The following is a 16,235-nucleotide window of genomic DNA, read 5'->3' as shown; positions in this document are numbered from 1 at the left end:
ATGCCCTTGCCAGCGAAACCTTGACTGAGGACCCAGTGTAGAAATGCATAGCGTCGTCAGGCAACGACGATTTCATTCAATCGATATGTAGATTCCGCATGTAGCGATCGACGACAAAGCAAGCCATCCAGAACCGTTTATAAGCTGGGAAGCGCTGCGGACCCCCGGTCTGCACCATCCACCCGAACACCCACCAGCCACAGCCATGGACCGTAAAACGATTACCAGCGAACTGCGTGCGCAGTTCTTTCCGCTGCTGCAGGCCACCGGCTTTGTGCGCCAAGGCGATATCGCCCGGCGTGTGCTGGACGGCAGTGTGGTGCACATCGTCGAGATCCAGCACCGCCCGCGCAGCGCGGTGTTCCAGGTCAACCTGGGGGCCCATCTGTTGGCGCTGGGCGATGTGGCCGGCGGCACCCTGCCCGCGCCGCAAACCATGCGCGACCATGACTGCGCCTGGCGCGGCTCGGTCATCGCCGGCTTTCGCAACGCCACAGACGCCGAGTTGGCCTACGGCGCCAGCGCACACGAGGCGGCCGAATCAGTGGCCTTTCTGGTGTCGGAATGGCAGCGGCAGTCCCAGGCCTTTTTTGCGCCTTTCAGCGACTATCCCGCATTCTTTCTGGCCGCCGCCCGGCAGGCTGCGCAGGACCGGGAGCGGCACCCCGCCCACCTGCTCACCTGGGCCCGGGTCGCCGCGCTGCTGGGTGAGGCTGCACTGGCTCAGTCCATCGCCCAGGCAGCGCTGCCCCGGGTGCCGGAGCGCGCTACTTCGCTGCGTGCGAAGCTGGAGGCTGTTTTGGCGGGTTGAATGTTGAAAAAGCTGGCGAAAAGCCCGTCAACCGCGCTTTACCAATCATCCAGTGACCGAAGTTCAGAGCCGGCATAGTCGCTCGGTTCCGGGCGTGACCGCAGTACCAGGTCCACGCCCAGTACGCTCAGTAGTTTCATCAAGCGTTCAGCGCTGACCGCGTTGGAATTGCGTTCCATCGCGGAGACCGTCTGTTGGGTTACACCCATGCGCACGGCCACATCCGCCTGGGTGAGCTTCGCCGTCTTGCGAAAAGCGCTCAGAAATATCGGTAGCTGGCGGCTGGTGTGGACGATGAATTCATCCATGCGTGCTCCCCTTCACAGTCACTCAGGAGCAGCTATTGTGAGGCCACAACCCATAGGCTGTATTCCGGAAATACAAGGCTTGGTTTGTATTTCCGTTTTACAGCCTATGGCTTGTATTTATGCCAGATTCGGCGCCAGCGCTCGGCGCAGCACTTCGATGTCCATGCCCCGGCGCTCTGCCATGTCCGCCAGTTGGTCTTCACCGATTTCGCCGACGTTGAAGTACACCGCTTCGGGGTAGCCCAGGTAGAAGCCGCTGACGCTGGAGGCGGGGAACATGGCCAGGCTCTCGGTCAGGTGCATGCCGATATCGGCGGCGTCCAGCGCCTTGAACAGGTCGGTCTTGGCGGTGTGGTCAGGGCAGGCGGGGTAGCCGGGGGCGGGGCGCACGCCCTGGTATTTTTCCTTGATCAGCTCCTCGTTGCTCAGCTGCTCGTCGGCGGCGTAGCCCCACAGGTCCTTGCGCACGCGCAGGTGCAGGCATTCGGCAAAGGCTTCGGCCAGGCGGTCGGCCAGGGCCTTGAACATGATGCCGCTGTAGTCGTCCAGCGCAGCTTCAAATTCCTGGTCCTTCTTCTCGGCGCCGATGCCGGCGGTGACCGCAAACAGACCGGCGTAATCGCCAATGCCCGATTCCTTGCTGGCCACAAAGTCGGACAGGCAGCGGCTGGGGCGCAACACGCCATCCACCGCCTGCTTTTCGGTTTGCTGGCGCATGCCGTACCAGGTCAGCAGCTCGGTGCTGCGCGACTCATCGGTGTAGAACACGATGTCGTCACCCACCCGGTTGGCAGGGAACAGGCCCATCACGCCATTGGCCTGCAGCCAGCGGCCTTCGATGATCTTCTTGAGCATGGCCTGGGCATCGGCGAGCACCTTGCGGGCCTCCACACCCACGACCTCGTCGTCAAGGATGGCGGGGTACGGGCCGGCCAGGTCCCAGGTCTGGAAGAACGGGCCCCAGTCGATGTACTGGGCGATCTCGGCCAGGTCAAAGTTCTTGAACACGCGGCGGCCCAGCACGCGGGGCGTGACGGGCGGGTGTGCGGCAAAGTCCACCGGGGTCGCATTGGCGCGGGCCTGTGCCAGGGTCCACAGCGGTGTCTTCTTCTTGTTGGCGTGCTGGGTGCGCACCTTGTCGTAGTCGGCCTCGACCTCCTGCAGGTAGCGGTCCTTGTTCTCGCCGAGCAGGCTCTGGGCTACGCTCACACTGCGCGAGGCATCGGGCACATAGAGCACCGGACCATCGTACTTGGGGGCAATCTTCACGGCGGTATGCACGCGCGAGCAAGTAGCGCCGCCAATCAGCAGCGGGATCTTCTTGACACGGAAATAGTCGTCCTTGTGCATCTCGCCGGCCACGTACTGCATCTCTTCCAGGCTGGGCGTGATCAGACCCGACAGGCCGATGATGTCGGCGCCCTCGGCCTTGGCCCGGGCCAGGATCTCGTGGCAGGGCACCATCACGCCCATGTTGATGACCTCGAAGTTATTGCACTGCAGTACCACGGTGACGATGTTCTTGCCGATGTCATGCACATCGCCCTTGACGGTGGCGATAACGATCTTGCCCTTGCTCGAGACATCCATGCCAGCCGCTTCCTGCTGGCGCTTTTCCTCCTCGATGTAGGGCACCAGGTGGGCGACGGCCTGCTTCATCACGCGGGCCGACTTGACCACCTGGGGCAGGAACATCTTGCCGGCGCCAAACAGGTCGCCGACGATGTTCATGCCGTCCATCAGCGGCCCTTCGATCACATGCAGCGGGCGGCCACCGCCTTGCACGACGATCTGCTGGTAGGCCTCTTCGGTGTCTTCGGTGATGAAGTCGGTGATGCCATGCACCAGCGCATGCGACAGGCGCTCGTTCACGGTCTTCGGGCTCTCGGGCGTGCCGCGCCACTCCAGCTTCTTGCTGTCGTCCTTGGCGCCGCTCTTGGCGCTGTCAGCCACTTCCACCAGGCGCTCGCCGGCGTCGGGACGGCGGTTCAGCACCACGTCCTCGACGCGCTCGCGCAGCACCGGCTCCAGGTCGTCATAGACGCCGACCATGCCGGCGTTGACAATGCCCATGTCCATGCCCGCCTGGATCGCGTGGTAGAGGAACACAGTGTGGATCGCCTCACGCACCGGGTCGTTGCCACGGAACGAGAACGACACGTTGGACACGCCGCCGCTCACCTTGGCGCCGGGCAGGTTCTGCTTGATCCAGCGCGTCGCCTCGATGAAGTCCACGCCATAGTTGTTGTGCTCTTCGATGCCGGTGGCCACGGCGAAGATGTTGGGGTCGAAGATGATGTCCTCGGGCGGGAAACCCACCTCATCGACCAGGATGCGGTAGGCGCGCTCGCAGATCTCGATCTTGCGCTCGTAGGTGTCGGCCTGGCCTTTTTCGTCAAAGGCCATGACCACGGCCGCCGCGCCATAGCGCTTGACCAGACGCGCATGCTTCTTGAACTCGTCCACCCCCTCCTTCATCGAGATGGAGTTGACGATGCCCTTGCCCTGGATGCAGCGCAGGCCCGCCTCGATCACCTCCCATTTGGAGCTGTCGACCATGATGGGCACGCGGGCGATGTCGGGCTCGGAGGCGATCAGGTTCAGAAAACGCACCATCGCCGCCTTGCTGTCGAGCATGGCCTCGTCCATGTTCACGTCGATCACCTGGGCGCCGTTTTCCACCTGCTGGCGCGCAACGGCCAGCGCTTCTTCGTACTGCTCGTTCAGGATCAGGCGCGCAAAGGCCTTGGAGCCCGTCACGTTGGTGCGCTCGCCGACGTTGACAAACAGGCTGTCCTCGCCAACAAACACGGGCTCCAGGCCCGACAGGCGCATGGGAGGAACGGAAACGGGGGCAGCAGACGCGGACATGGGGCTCACCTGTAAAAACCAGAAAACAGAGACAGAACAGGTGAGCGCCGTTGATGCGGGCCATGCGAAATGAGCCCGTCGACCTGCCCCAAGCCTGACAGGCCTGTGGTGGTTACCACTGGCCAGCTGCAGCGCTCCTTGGAACAAGGCCCTGCATTTTAAGCCAGCCCAAGCGCGTAAGCACAGGCGGGGGGACTTGTCCATAGCCATAAACACCACTCACGAACGTTGGTTATAGCCTTATTAAATTAAACGATGCATCAGCTTTCACCCATATTGCAGCACTTTGCTGGCAACCTGCGTGAACGTCTACGCAACGCCGGCTTTCTGTGTTCAACCAGGTCAAGGCCTGCGATTTGAGGAGAATTCCCTTGCATCTGAGTTTCGGTGCTTATTACACGCTGATCTTTGCCGTCCTCGTGCTCTTGCTGGGCAAGCTGCTGACGCGGCACATCCGCTTTCTGCGTGACTTCAACATCCCCGAGCCAGTCTCTGGCGGCCTGGTGGTCGCGGCCATCATCTTTGCGCTGCACCAGGCCACCGGTCTGACGCTGGCCTTTGCCAGCGGCATGCAGACCACCTTCATGCTGGTGTTCTTCTCGTCGATCGGGCTGAGCGCCAACTTTGCCAAGCTCCGTGAGGGCGGCATGGGCCTGGTGGTGTTTCTGGGCGTGATCGTTGCCTTTATCTTTGTGCAAAACGGCGTGGGCGTCGGCCTGGCCACGTTGCTGGGGCTGGACCCGCTGATTGGCCTGGTCGCAGGCTCGATCACCCTGCTGGGCGGCCACGGCACTGCGGGCGCCTGGGGTTCGGTGCTGGAGAACCAATACGGCCTGAGCGGTGCCACCGCGTTGGGCATTGCCTGCGCCACCTTTGGCCTGGTCATTGGCGGCCTGCTCGGCGGCCCGTTGGCCAAGCGCTTGATCACCCGCCACCAGCTGGCCCAGCCACGCAACCTGGCAGAGGCGCAAACCGGCGCGCACGGCAGCGCCAGCGAAGGCACGGAGCCTGCCAACTTTGAAACGCCCAATACCGCCCCGCGCCTGATCACGGCCGAGGCGGCCATCGAGACCCTGGCACTGTTTGCCGGTTGCCTGGCCTTTGCCGAGTTCATGACCAGCGCCACCCAGGGCACCAAGCTGCAGCTGCCCACCTTTGTCTGGGCGCTGGGCGGCGGCGTGGTGATCCGCAATGTGCTCGACTATGGTTTTGGCTTCAAGGTGTTTGACCGCGCCATCGATGTGTTCGGCAACGCCGGCCTGTCGATCTACCTGGCCATTGCGCTGCTGTCGCTCAAGCTGTGGGAGCTGGCCGATCTGGCCGGGCCGCTGATGCTCATCCTGGCCGTGCAGACCGTGGCACTGGCGCTGTTTGCCGTCTTCGTCACCTTCCGCACGATGGGCCGCAACTACGATGCGGCCGTGCTGGCCGCCGGCCACTGCGGCTTTGGCATGGGCGCCACGCCCACCGCCGTCGCCAACATGCAGGCCATCACCAGCCAGTACGGCCCGTCGCACAAGGCCTTTCTGATCGTGCCGCTGGTGGGCGCGTTCTTTATCGACATCATCAACGCCTTTGTGCTGCAGCTGATGATTGCCTGGATTCGCTAAGCGCGGCCATGTAGAAATGAGAAACGGGGCGTCGTGGTGACACGGCGCCCCGTTGTGCTTTTATGGCTGGGTCACTGCGCCGATTGCGGCAGGCCAAACAGACGGTCGAATGACCAGTTGAACACAAAGGTGTAGACCAGGAAGAACAGCAGCAGGCCGATGTCCATCACCAGGGCTTCCCAGAGGCTGACGTCAAACCACCAGGCAAACAGCGGCACGAGCATGAAGACGAGGCCCCCTTCCATGCCCAGCGCATGCGCAATGCGGCGGCCCAGGCCGCGCCCGCGGGTGGGCTGGGTGGCTTCCCAGCGCTCGAACAGATGGTTCCAGACGACATTCCACACAATCGCGATGGCCGACGATGCAGCGGCCACCACGCCCGAGTGCGCTGCGCCCTGGCCGGACAAGGCCGACAGGCCTGCCGTGGCGGCCACAATCGCAATTGCTTCGTACAAGGCCACATAGACCACGCGCCGCATCGGCCCCTGCAGGGACCAGGGGCTGTTCTGTATTTTTTGAACTGACATGGGGCGCTATCTTATGTGTCACGAACTGATAACATAAGTCAGAATCTTTCAGAAAAACTGATATATCAATGCGCAGCGCTTTTGCCCCGTTCGACTCCGACACTATCCAGACCTTGCTGGCCGTGCTCGACCATGGCAGCTTTTCGGCCTCCGCCCGGGCGCTGGGCAAGGTGCCCTCGGCCGTCAGCATGCAGATCGCCCAGCTCGAGGCCGAGCTGCAGATGCCGCTGTTTGCCCGCGACGGCCGCGAGCCCCGGCCGCTGCCCGCCGCGCTGGCCCTGGAGCCGCAGGCGCGCCTGTTGGCCGCGCAGCTGCAGCAGCTCAATGCCCATGCGCTGGCGCTGGAGCAAGGGCTGGAATCACGGCTGACCTTGGCGATCGCGCCGGAGTTGCTGTCCGCCCCCTGGGCCGCGCCGCTGGCCGCGCTCGCGCAGGAATACCCGCAGCTGGCCATCGAAGTGCTCACCGCTCCCCAGGCCGATGCGCTGACCATGCTGCACAGCGGCCGTGCGCAGCTGGCGCTGGTGTTTGAGCGGCCCAGCCTCGATGGCCGCGAAGGCTTTCAGGAAGTGGCGACCGAGACCTTGCTGGCCGTCATCGCCCCCAGCCACCCGCTGATGCAGTCGCTGCACCAGGGGCCGCTACCGGATGAGCCGGCCCGGCCCCAGCTGCGCGAGCACCACCTGACCAATACCCGGCAGATCATCGTTGCCAGCCGCGACTGGACGCTGGACCCTGAGCGCCTGGTCTATGCCCGCGATGTCTGGCGCACCGACAACCATGTGGCCGCGTTGCAGATGGTCAGCGCCGGCATTGGCTGGGGCTGGCTGCCCCAGCCGCTGGTGGCGCCGCTGCTGCAATCGGGCGCGCTGGTGGCGATGGAGTTTGCCAACCTCAGCAATGGCGCACAGCTCTATGTGGACGTGGTCTGGTCCAAGGAGCACCCGATGGGCCTGGCCGCCAAGCGCTTTGTGGCGCTGGTGCAGGCCGCCGCTTCGCCAACCCCTTAAGTGCCCGGGGCCTGCTGCGGTGCAGCCGGGGCGGGCGGCAGATCGCGCACATGGATGTCCATCTGCGGGAAGGCCACTGCAATGCCGGCCGCCTTCAGGCGGGCATTGATGCTGCGGTTGAGGTCGTTGCGCACCGGCAGGCGGTCGTCCACCGCGCCCACGTAGACGCGCAGCTCGAACTTCTGGCCCTGGCCTTCGAGCGCCATGAACCAGCAGTTGGCCTCGGGCTCGCGCAGCACCTTGGGGTGCTCGGCCGCAATCGCCAGCAGCATGCGCTGCACCTCGGCCGGGTCGCTGCCATGGGCCACGGACACATCGATGATCAGACGGGTCACATCGTCGCTCAAGGTCCAGTTGGTCACCTGGCCGGTGATGAAGGTCTTGTTCGGGATGACGATTTCCTGGTTGTCGAAATCGAGCACCGTGGTCGCACGGGTGCGGATGCGCGTGACGGTGCCGGTGTGCTGGTTGATGGTGATCACATCGCCGACCCGGAAGGGCCGCTCGACCAGCAGGATCAGCCCCGAGACGAAGTTCGCAAAGATCTCCTGCAGACCAAAACCCAGACCCACGGTCAGTGCGGCAGCCATCCACTGCAGCTGGCTCCAGCGCAGCCCCAGCAACGACAGCGCACTCACGGTGCCGGCAATGGTGATGCCGTAGCGCGCAAGGGTCGCCATCGTGTAGCGGTCCGAGCTGCTGACCCGGCGCGTGCTGGAGAACACCACCTCGACCAGGCCCGGCAGGTTGCGCGTCAGGCTGAAGGTCATCAGCAGAATCAGCGCGCCGATCAGCAGATCCATCAGGCTCACCGGTGCGGGGCGGGCGATGCCGCTGGCCTCGGTATTGGTGGTGTACCAAAGCACCACACCCTCAAAGCGCAGCAGCGCCGGCAGCACCGGCGACCAGGCATAGACCAGGCTCAGCGCCACCAGCACCCGCTGGAGCAGGCCCAGCAGGCGGTGCGCCTGCGTGCTCACCGTCACCAGCGCCATCTGGCTTTGCTCATCGGTGGCATTGCTGTTGGCGGTGGCGGGGGTGCCTGTGGCGGCATCGGCCACTGCTGCCGCATTGGCCGCCTGGCGCTGCAGCGCAGCCGCACGCAGGCGGTTGAGCGCCAGCCGGCGCTCGCCCAGCAGCAGCCAGCGCCGCAGCAGGCTGACCAGCACCTCCGCTGCCGCCAGGAACACAAAGCTGCTCAGCAGCGCCTGGATCACTTCGGTGGCGGTGTAGACATAGCCCAGCCCGATGCCGGCCAGGGTGACGGCCAGCACCAGCATCACCGCCACGCTCACCACCTGGCTCCAACGCAGCCCCGGGCGCTGCTTGAGCAGGCTTTGGCGCAGGTAGCGGAAGGCCATCCAGGCCAGGCCCAGGGTCAGCACCAGCAGGCACATGCGGCCCCAGGTGCTGATGGCCGTGTCGTCGTGGCTGAAAAAAGCCAGACCGCCCAGCAGATCGATGGGCACAATCAGCCAGGTGGCGCGCAGCACCATCTGGCGCAGCACCTGCACGCGCTCGCGCGGCCAGCCAAAGTGCGCCACCGCGAGGCCGCAGGGGCGGAACAGCACGTTCAGCAAGGTCACGACAAACACAAAGGCGCTCAGCTGCTCCAGCGCCTGGCCCAGCGGCTCCAGCGCCACCGGCGCCGCCGCCGATTGCAGCAGGGTGCCCAGCGCGGCGGTCGCAAAACTCCAGGGCAGCGCATACAGCAGGCTCCAGCCCAGCGCCATCAAGGTCAGGCCAAAGTGGTCCTGCGAGAAGTTGTCCACCCGCAGCGCGATGGCCTGCAGCTTCTGCAACGCATAGCGGCGCAGTCCCAGCAGCAGCAGCACGCCGGCGAAGATGCCGGCATAGGTCCAGATATTGCGCAGCATGCTGTCGCCCAGCACCCGGGCAGTGTTCCACGGCGATGCGCTGGCGCCCTGCTCCAGGCCCGCGCCGTCCGGGCTGCGCAGCACCGAGCGCCACTCGTCCAGCCAGGCACGGCCCATGGCCAGATGGCTGGGGAACCACAGCAACTCCTTGTCCATCACCTGGCGCAGCGCGCTGCCGCTCTTGAGCGTCGACTGCAGCGCAGCATCGGTCTGCTCCAGCACGGCGATGCGCCGCAGCAGCAGCGGCTGGAGCTGGTCGATCAGCGCCGCCTGCTTGGACCACAGCGCGGTGCTTTGGGTGCCGCTGCGCGTGGTCATGCCCGTGTCGCCGCCCCCGCCCACGTTGGCCGTGCCATTGAGGTTGAAGCGCCGCTCGCTGGCGTTGAACAGCGCCAGCCGCAGCTCGGCCAACTGCCGCAAGGTGGCCTTGCGCCGCGCCTGGATGGTGTTGGCCGTCGGAAGCGCCACCCGCTGCTTCCACAGCCACTGGCCCACCGATGCACTGCCGCCCAGGCGCAGGCGCGCCTGCGTGTCGCGCAGCGCAGAGGCCAGCTGGCTCTGGCGGTACTCATCGCTGGCCAGGTCCTGGCGCTCCTGCACCAGGCGGTTGTTGTGCGCGAGGATTTGCTCGGCCAGCGCACTGTTTTGCCGTGCCAGTTCCCGCACGGAAGCGGGCGCCTCGGCCGCATCGTGTTCGGCCGCCTGCGTTTGCTGCACCTGCTGCTCCAGCTGCTGGCGCGCGCGCTCGGCAATGCGCTGGTTCAGCCAGGCCACGCGCGGCGTGCGCTCCAGCAACTCGCGGCGCTGGGTCTGCAGCTGTACATCGAGCTGGCGCTGGCGTGTCTCGATCGTCGATTGTTCTTCCTGGCGCAGCGCCAGCTCCTGCCTGGCGCGGCGGTTCTCAGCACTGCGGCGCAGCTGGCGCGCCTGGGTCAGCGCGCTCGATTCGCCCGGCTCGGCCGCTAGCGGCGTGGCCGTTTCCTGCACCCGTTGCTGCAACGTGGCCAGGTCCGTTCGGCCATTGCCAGGCTGAGCCACCAGGTTCGCCTGTTCGGCCGCCGATTTCTCGATGCCGGACTTGAGCGCGGCGATCGCCTCGCGCTCGTCGGTCAGCAGCTTCTCCAGCACTTCCTGGCTGGCATTGGCAGGCACACGCTCTTCCCAGCGGGCCTGAATCTGACCCAGCTCCAGGTCGCTCAGCGGCGCAGGGGGCGCTGCGGCCGGCGTCTGGACCCGGCTGCGCAGGCGCTCAAGCGATTGCGCAAGCGCATCGGCCTCCTGCTCGGCCGTCGTGGTGGCCTCGCGCTGCGCCTGGATGGCGCGCTCCTCGTCGCTGCCGCTGCTGCTGGACGAGCTGCTCCCCAAGCCCGCCAGCGACGTCAGTGACTGCGCCGACGCCCCCGGCACCCACGGCAGCAGGCAGGCGCACAGCACCAGCCACAGGGCCGGCAACCACCAGCGTGGCAGGCCCTGGCGGGCAGAGAAAGAAAGGGGGGAGGCTTGCATCGGCACAGTGTATCGGTATGCGCCCTGCCCCATGGCTAGGACAAAGGCGCTGCTTGCACCTGATAACAAAGCTTTCAAGCCGGCGGGCGCGGGTCCTGCATCCGGTCAAAAGCCTTGTCGATGTCGTCGGCCTGCAAGGTGGGCTGCACCGGCAGGCGGCCAGCGCGCTGCTGGTCGATCTGCTCCTGCAGGCGCGCAGCGACCTGCAGCAGCACCCGGTGCAGGCCCAGCTGCTGGCGCCGGCTCTGGTCCAGGTGCTCGACGACGGGCTGCAAGGACTGCAGCACCAGCTGGCCGAGCTGCTGCACCGCCAGATCCAGCGGCTGTGGGTGGGCCTGGCGGGCCGGCTGTTGCGGCGGTGCACTGTCCAGCACCGCCTGGCGGATGCCATCGAGCGACTGGCGCACCGCCGTTTGCGCCTGGCCCCACTGCGCCAGCATGTGCTGCAGCTCCGCTTGCGCCGCGCTGGCGCCGCTGTGCCGGGCCTGCTGGGCATCGGCCATCGCGCGGGTGGCGGCCACCAGGTCGACCAGCTGGGTCGTCACCCGGGTGGCGGCATCGGCATTGGCACCGCCGGCGGCCTGCTGGCGCTGGAACTGGGCCTTGATCTCGGCCCAGCGCGCCTGGGCCTGCGCATCGGCGCTGCCGCGCAGCTCGGCGAGCTTGAGCAGGTTTTCCTCGGCGCCGCCGGTCAGCATCTGCGCCTCGCCCTGGTAATGGTCGCTCAGCATCTGCGCCATCTCGGCATCGTTCATCACCGGGGTGATCTTCTCGGCCAGCTTGTTCATGTTGCGGTAGCTGCCCTGCAGCTTGAACGGTGGCTCGGTGCGGTAGTTGTCGTCCTGCGCAGCGCTGTGGATGTACTGCTGGTTGACCTTGAACACCAGCTCGCGCACCTGCAGCATGCGCTGGAGCACGGCCTCCATCTCGCGCAGCTCGGCGGCGGCGTAGTCGTGCGACAGCGCATTGGCCGAGACCTCCTTGCCCTGCACCCGGTCGAGCAGCAGGTACAGGTCCTGCAGGCTGCGCGTGGCCATCGGCGCCAGCACCGCGTTCGAGGTCATGCTGTTTTCGATATAGCTGAGCTTGAAGACCTCGTCCATGCCGCCCAGCACATCGCCCAGGTTGTAGATATCGGCGCGGTTGGCCAGCATGTCCGGGATCTTGAAGACCTCCCCCGACTCGGTATAGGGGTTGCCGGACATGACCACGCAAAAGCGTTTGCCGCGCATGTCATGGGTCTTGGTCTGACCCCGCCACACGCCTTCGATGCGGCGCGTGCCATCGGACAGCGAGATGAACTTCTGCAGAAACTCGGGGTGCGTATGCTGGATGTCGTCGATGTACAGCATCACGTTGTTGGCCATCTCCAGCGCCAGGTTGAGCTTTTCCAGCTCCTTGGCCGCCGTCGCGTCGGGCGCCTGCGCCGGGTCAAGCGAGCGCACCGAATGGCCCAGCGCCGGGCCGTTGATCTTCATGAAGATCAGCCCCAGGCGGTTGGCCACGTACTCCATCAACGTGGTCTTGCCGTAGCCGGGCGGCGAGATCATCATCAGCAGGCCCATCTGGTCGGTGCGCTTGTTCTCGCCCACCACGCCGATCTGCTTGGCCAGGTTGTCGCCGATCACCGGCAGGTAGATCTCGTTGATCAGCCGGTTGCGCACAAAGGACGACAGCGGCCGGGCCTTGAATTCCTCCAGCCGGAAGCGCGCCCGGTAGTCGCCCAGCAGCTGCTGGCGCAGCGCCTGGTAGCGCTCCCACTGCGGCACATAGCGGCGGTAGTGGCGCGCCGCGCGCGTGGTCAGTTCGTCAAGCTGGATGTGCATGCGGCCGCCCTCCACCCGGCCGTGCTGCCCCAGCAGGCCCGGCACTTCGCAGCGCAGATCGGCATGGCTGACCTGGTGCGGCAGCTCGCTTTGGCAGACCAGCCAGGCGGCGGCCTCGCTGCAGTACGGCAGCCAGGCGGCGCGCTCGGCCGGCGGCGCAGCCTCGGCCACCGTCTGCAGCCAGTGCAGCGCGCTGCGCCAGCGCTGGGCCAGCGGTGCGGCGCCGCGCTCACGGCTGGCCTGGCCGGCCTCGCTGCCCGCCCAGTAGCGCTGCAGATCGGCCCAGTGCAGCCCTTCCTTGGGGCCGGCCTTGAGCGCCTGCTGCAAGGCAGCCACCACCGCCTGGCTGGCACCCGAGAAATGGAGGCGCAGCGCCTTGTGCGCCAGCTCGGCCTGCAGGTAATCGGCGGCGGCACGCAGCAGGTTGTCGGCCTCGCTGTCCCACTCGCCCTCATCGGGCGCAGCCGCTGCCAGCAACGGGCTGGCCGGGTCGGAGCGCAGCAGCGCATCGAGCAGCCCCTGGTCCTGCGCAAAGGCGCGCAGCTGGGCCATGATGTCGGTCTGCAGCGCCAGGCGCTCGGCCTCGCTGCCCAGCAGTTGCTGCATCGCCAGGGCCTGCTGCGCGCGCTCCGGCCAGCGCGCAATGCTGCTGGCCAGCTGCGGCTGCTGGATATGGGCTTGCTGGCTCCAGAACAGCAGCGCCAGGCTGCGTGCCTGCGGCGCATGGCGCAGCACACCGGCGCCATCGGCCAGCGGCACCAGCGCCTGCAGGATCAGCGCCGCATCATGGTCGTGGATGCCGCGCTCATAGCCGTCGCGGTAGCGCGGCGCAGAAAACTCCCGAATCGCCTGGGTCAGCGCCCCGGCATCGGGCAAGAGCTGGCGCAGGCGGTCCTCGCTCCAGCCCTCGCGGCCGGCTCGCACGGCCTGCACCACCTCCAGCGCCAGGTACTCCCCCCGGTACATCTCGGCCGATTCGGCGGGCGACGAGGCATCCCAGTAGGCCTGCAGGCCCGCCAGCTCGGGGTTGTCCACGGGCTCGAAGTATTCGGTGCCCACCAGGTGCAGGTAAAGCTGGCCATCGCGGGGCAGCAAGGTCAGGTCCAGATCCTGGTTGCCGACCGAGAAGCGGTGGCGGCCCAGGCGGATCAGCTTGCCATCGCCCTCGTACAGATCATTGCGGTCCTGCAGCGCGCGGAAGGCCTGGTCGCGCAGCGACTTGATGCGGCTGTCGATGTCATCGGCCTTGACGGGGTCCTGCAGCTCTCCACGCAGGCGCTGGGCCAGCTCCTTGAGCTTGGCGATGAGCGGGTCGCCTGCGAAGAATGCGTGCAGCGCTTCGGGGCTGGCGATCTTCTCGGTGCGCTTGGGCAGGCCCTGCACAATGCGCAGCGCGGCGTCGAGCACGCCTTGCGCGCGGCGCTGGCGCTCGTCCTGCAGGGACTGCTTGCGCGCCTCAAAGGTCTCCAGCACCTCTTCGCGCTTGGCGATGATGTCCGAGAGAAACTGCGCATGCTCGCCAAACTGGCCCTCGATGTCTTCGAGCTGCACCAGCAAGCGCGCCAGCTGCTCATCGCATTTCTCGGGGGTCTGGGCCAGGTTCAGCCCGCTGACAATGCTCTGCGAGAACAGCGCCAGCTGCGCGGCAAACTGCGCCAGGTTCTCGGCGCTGCCCAGGCCGGACTTGCGCTGCTCGGCCCGGGCCCGCACCTGGTTGAGGCGGGCGTAGATGGACGAGATGCGGTCCACCACCGCCGTGCGCTGGGTGGCATCGTCGATCTTGAGGCTGCCCATCAGCTCGGACAGCAGGTCGAGCGCGGCCGACATCTGGGCCATCTGCGCCAGCGGCTCGGCCAGCTGCACCACGGTGGTGGCCGCCTGGGCCTGCTGGTCCAGTGCCTGCAGTTGCTCCACATAGGGCTGCATCGCAGCATCGGTGGCAATGAAGCCCGCCGTGCGCTGCGAGACCTCAGCCTGGGCCTCGTCAGCCGTCTGCACCATGGCCTCGATCGCTGCGGCATCGACATAACGCAGCTCGCGCGTGGCCAGCAACTGGCCGCGCAATGCGGCCAGATCGGTCAGCGCGCCTACATAGTCGTCGATGCTGTCGCCATCGGACAGGCGTATCTGCTTGAGCAGCTGCACATGGCGGCTGCTGACCTCACTCATCGCCTTGGCCGAGGCCTGGCGGATGCTCTCGACTTTCTCGTACTCGTCCAGCACCGCATCGCCGGTGGCGACGATGCCCAGCAGGTTCTCATGCAGCGCCTGCATGCCCGGGCCGCTGAGCCAGTGGTAGCGCTCGAACAGGCGGCGCGCGGTGTCGATCAGGCGCTCGTAGCGCGGCAGCGATACCTCGGTGGCGGCGATCTCCTTGCGCACGCTGTACAGGTCAGAGATGCCACTGACCAGCTCGGCATTGCCGATGCGGCCCAGCGCGCTGTCCTTTTGCGGCTGGCGCGCGGCATAGTCGTCCGATGCGAAGGGCGTGCGCCACAGCTGCATCGGGTGCACGCGCGAAGCCTCATTGCTCTCGGCAGCAAAGATGACGATGCGGCCATCGTCCATGCGCGCATAGCCGTGGCCGATGATCGGCGGCTGCAGCGCCCGCTCGATCAGGTTGTACTTGAACAGTGCCATGCGCCCGCTCTCGGGCTCGTAGAACACATAGAGCACGTCCTCGCCATTGGGCGAGCGGATGCTGCGGCGGTAGCGCATGCCCTGCATGTTCTGCTCGAAGGCGCGGTGCTCGCCGTTTTGCAGGTAGTAGCCGCCGGGGAAGATGATGCCGTGGTCCTGCGGCAACTGAATGCAGGCTGCGCCAATCGCATCGATGCGCAGCACTTGGCGCGACAAGGTGTTGTAGACCAGATAGCGCCACTGGTCCTCGCGGTAGGGCAGGATCTTGAGCAGGATCAGGCTGCCGACGGCCGCGTATTCAAACACGGCGTCGTCGAGCGACTGGTTCTTCTCCTGCACCGGCTCGCGGTAGATGCCCAGGCCGTCGTTGGTGTTGTTCTCGACCTTGATCGTCAGGTCGCCATCGAGCGTCTCGACAAACACCTTGTCGAGGATGTTGATGTGCGGGTGGCGGCCCTGTACCAGGTGCTCGCGGCCGGCGCGCTGCCATTCGAAATCATGGGGTGCCGGCAGCTCGATGTCACGCTCGCCCCGGTTGTCGATGTAGCGGATCTGCTGGCCATCGGGCGAGACCGACCAGCGGAACACCCGCACATCGCCCAGGCGCTCGCCGATCTGGAAGCTGGCCAGCAGCTTGCCATCGCGCACCGCCAGCTGCATCAGCTTGGTGTGCTTGTAGTAGGCGTAGAGCTCCTGGAAATCCTGGACAAAGCTCTGGATGCCCAGAAAGCTGTCCTTGGTGTCCACCGGTGTGACTTCGTAGCCCTGCTCGCCCTCGTGCAGGCGGTAGAGCGCGAACACATCGTCGATGCGTGTCTCCTGCTTGAGGCCCATGAAGACGTTGTAGCCAAACAGCAGATAACCGCCGACCTGGGCGATGTCGCGGCCCAGGCAGTTGTTTTCGGTGCGCACCCGCATGCGGGCGATGACCTCCATCTGGCTGCGGCCAAACTCCTCCAGCCGTGCTTCATTGAGTTCACGCGCCAGCGTCTCCAGCGCCTGGCCCTGGGCATCGAGCCGCTTGGCCAGCACTTCATAGGAGCCGCCACTGGCGACGGCGTCGTCAACGGCAGAGCGGTCTGGGGAGTCGTTGGATGGGGTAGTGGACATGGCTAGAGCGGCAGAGAATGCGGTGGGGCACGGCAGGCCAGCGCGCGGACTGGTGCCTGCGTTGCAAGAGGGCTGGGCGCCCAAAAGGATCGGGCCGGCCCAAGGTCAGGCCAGACCAGGCAGGGCGCCTGGCCCGGCA

8 protein-coding genes and 1 riboswitch are annotated in these 16,235 nt (G+C 66.1%); of the genes, 3 read left to right on the top strand and 5 right to left on the bottom strand.

What is annotated here, in order from left to right:
* Positions 1-205: 205 nt before the first annotated feature.
* A complete protein-coding gene (locus tag ACCQ08_RS07230) occupies positions 206-811 on the top strand; it encodes a DUF4304 domain-containing protein (protein WP_373449336.1) in 606 nt (201 codons plus the stop codon).
* Positions 812-849: 38 nt separating this feature from the next.
* Here the strand turns inward: ACCQ08_RS07230 and ACCQ08_RS07225 are convergent, their stop codons facing one another.
* Positions 850-1,119: a helix-turn-helix domain-containing protein gene (locus tag ACCQ08_RS07225; protein ID WP_373449335.1), complete on the bottom strand. Its 270-nt coding sequence runs from the start codon at positions 1,117-1,119 to the stop codon at positions 850-852.
* Positions 1,120-1,236: 117 nt separating this feature from the next.
* Positions 1,237-3,990 carry a methionine synthase gene (gene metH, locus ACCQ08_RS07220; protein WP_373449334.1) on the bottom strand — a complete coding sequence of 918 codons (2,754 nt, stop codon included), beginning with the start codon at positions 3,988-3,990 and terminating at the stop codon, positions 1,237-1,239.
* 35 nt (positions 3,991-4,025) lie between these two features.
* A riboswitch (S-adenosyl-L-homocysteine riboswitch) is annotated at positions 4,026-4,136 on the bottom strand.
* Between the two features lie 225 nt (positions 4,137-4,361).
* Between metH and gltS the strand changes: the two genes are divergently transcribed.
* Positions 4,362-5,600 (top strand): sodium/glutamate symporter, encoded by a 1,239-nt coding sequence (gene gltS / locus ACCQ08_RS07215; protein ID WP_313334801.1) that lies wholly within the window; start codon positions 4,362-4,364, stop codon positions 5,598-5,600.
* Positions 5,601-5,671: 71 nt separating this feature from the next.
* Here gltS and ACCQ08_RS07210 read toward each other — a convergent pair whose 3' ends face one another.
* Positions 5,672-6,127, bottom strand: coding sequence for a PACE efflux transporter (locus ACCQ08_RS07210; protein ID WP_239810141.1), 456 nt, complete (start codon positions 6,125-6,127; stop codon positions 5,672-5,674).
* Between the two features lie 68 nt (positions 6,128-6,195).
* Between ACCQ08_RS07210 and ACCQ08_RS07205 the strand changes: the two genes are divergently transcribed.
* Entirely contained in the window at positions 6,196-7,137 is a 942-nt protein-coding gene (locus ACCQ08_RS07205; protein ID WP_373449333.1) for a LysR family transcriptional regulator, read from the top strand.
* On the opposite strand, the gene ACCQ08_RS07200 is transcribed toward ACCQ08_RS07205, so the two are convergent.
* Positions 7,134-10,520, bottom strand: a complete 3,387-nt coding sequence (locus ACCQ08_RS07200) for a mechanosensitive ion channel domain-containing protein (protein ID WP_373449332.1) — start codon at positions 10,518-10,520, stop codon at positions 7,134-7,136. The two genes, ACCQ08_RS07205 and ACCQ08_RS07200, sit on opposite strands and share 4 nt — an antisense overlap.
* Before the next feature lie 74 nt (positions 10,521-10,594).
* Positions 10,595-16,096 (bottom strand): DNA repair ATPase, encoded by a 5,502-nt coding sequence (locus ACCQ08_RS07195; RefSeq protein ID WP_373449331.1) that lies wholly within the window; start codon positions 16,094-16,096, stop codon positions 10,595-10,597.
* Between the last annotated feature and the right edge of the window lie 139 nt (positions 16,097-16,235).

Origin of the sequence: Comamonas sp. SY3 (genome assembly GCF_041730275.1) — a bacterium.
Taxonomy (GTDB): Bacteria; Pseudomonadota; Gammaproteobacteria; order Burkholderiales; family Burkholderiaceae_C; genus Comamonas; species Comamonas sediminis.
This window is presented reverse-complemented; position numbering and strand designations above follow the sequence as displayed.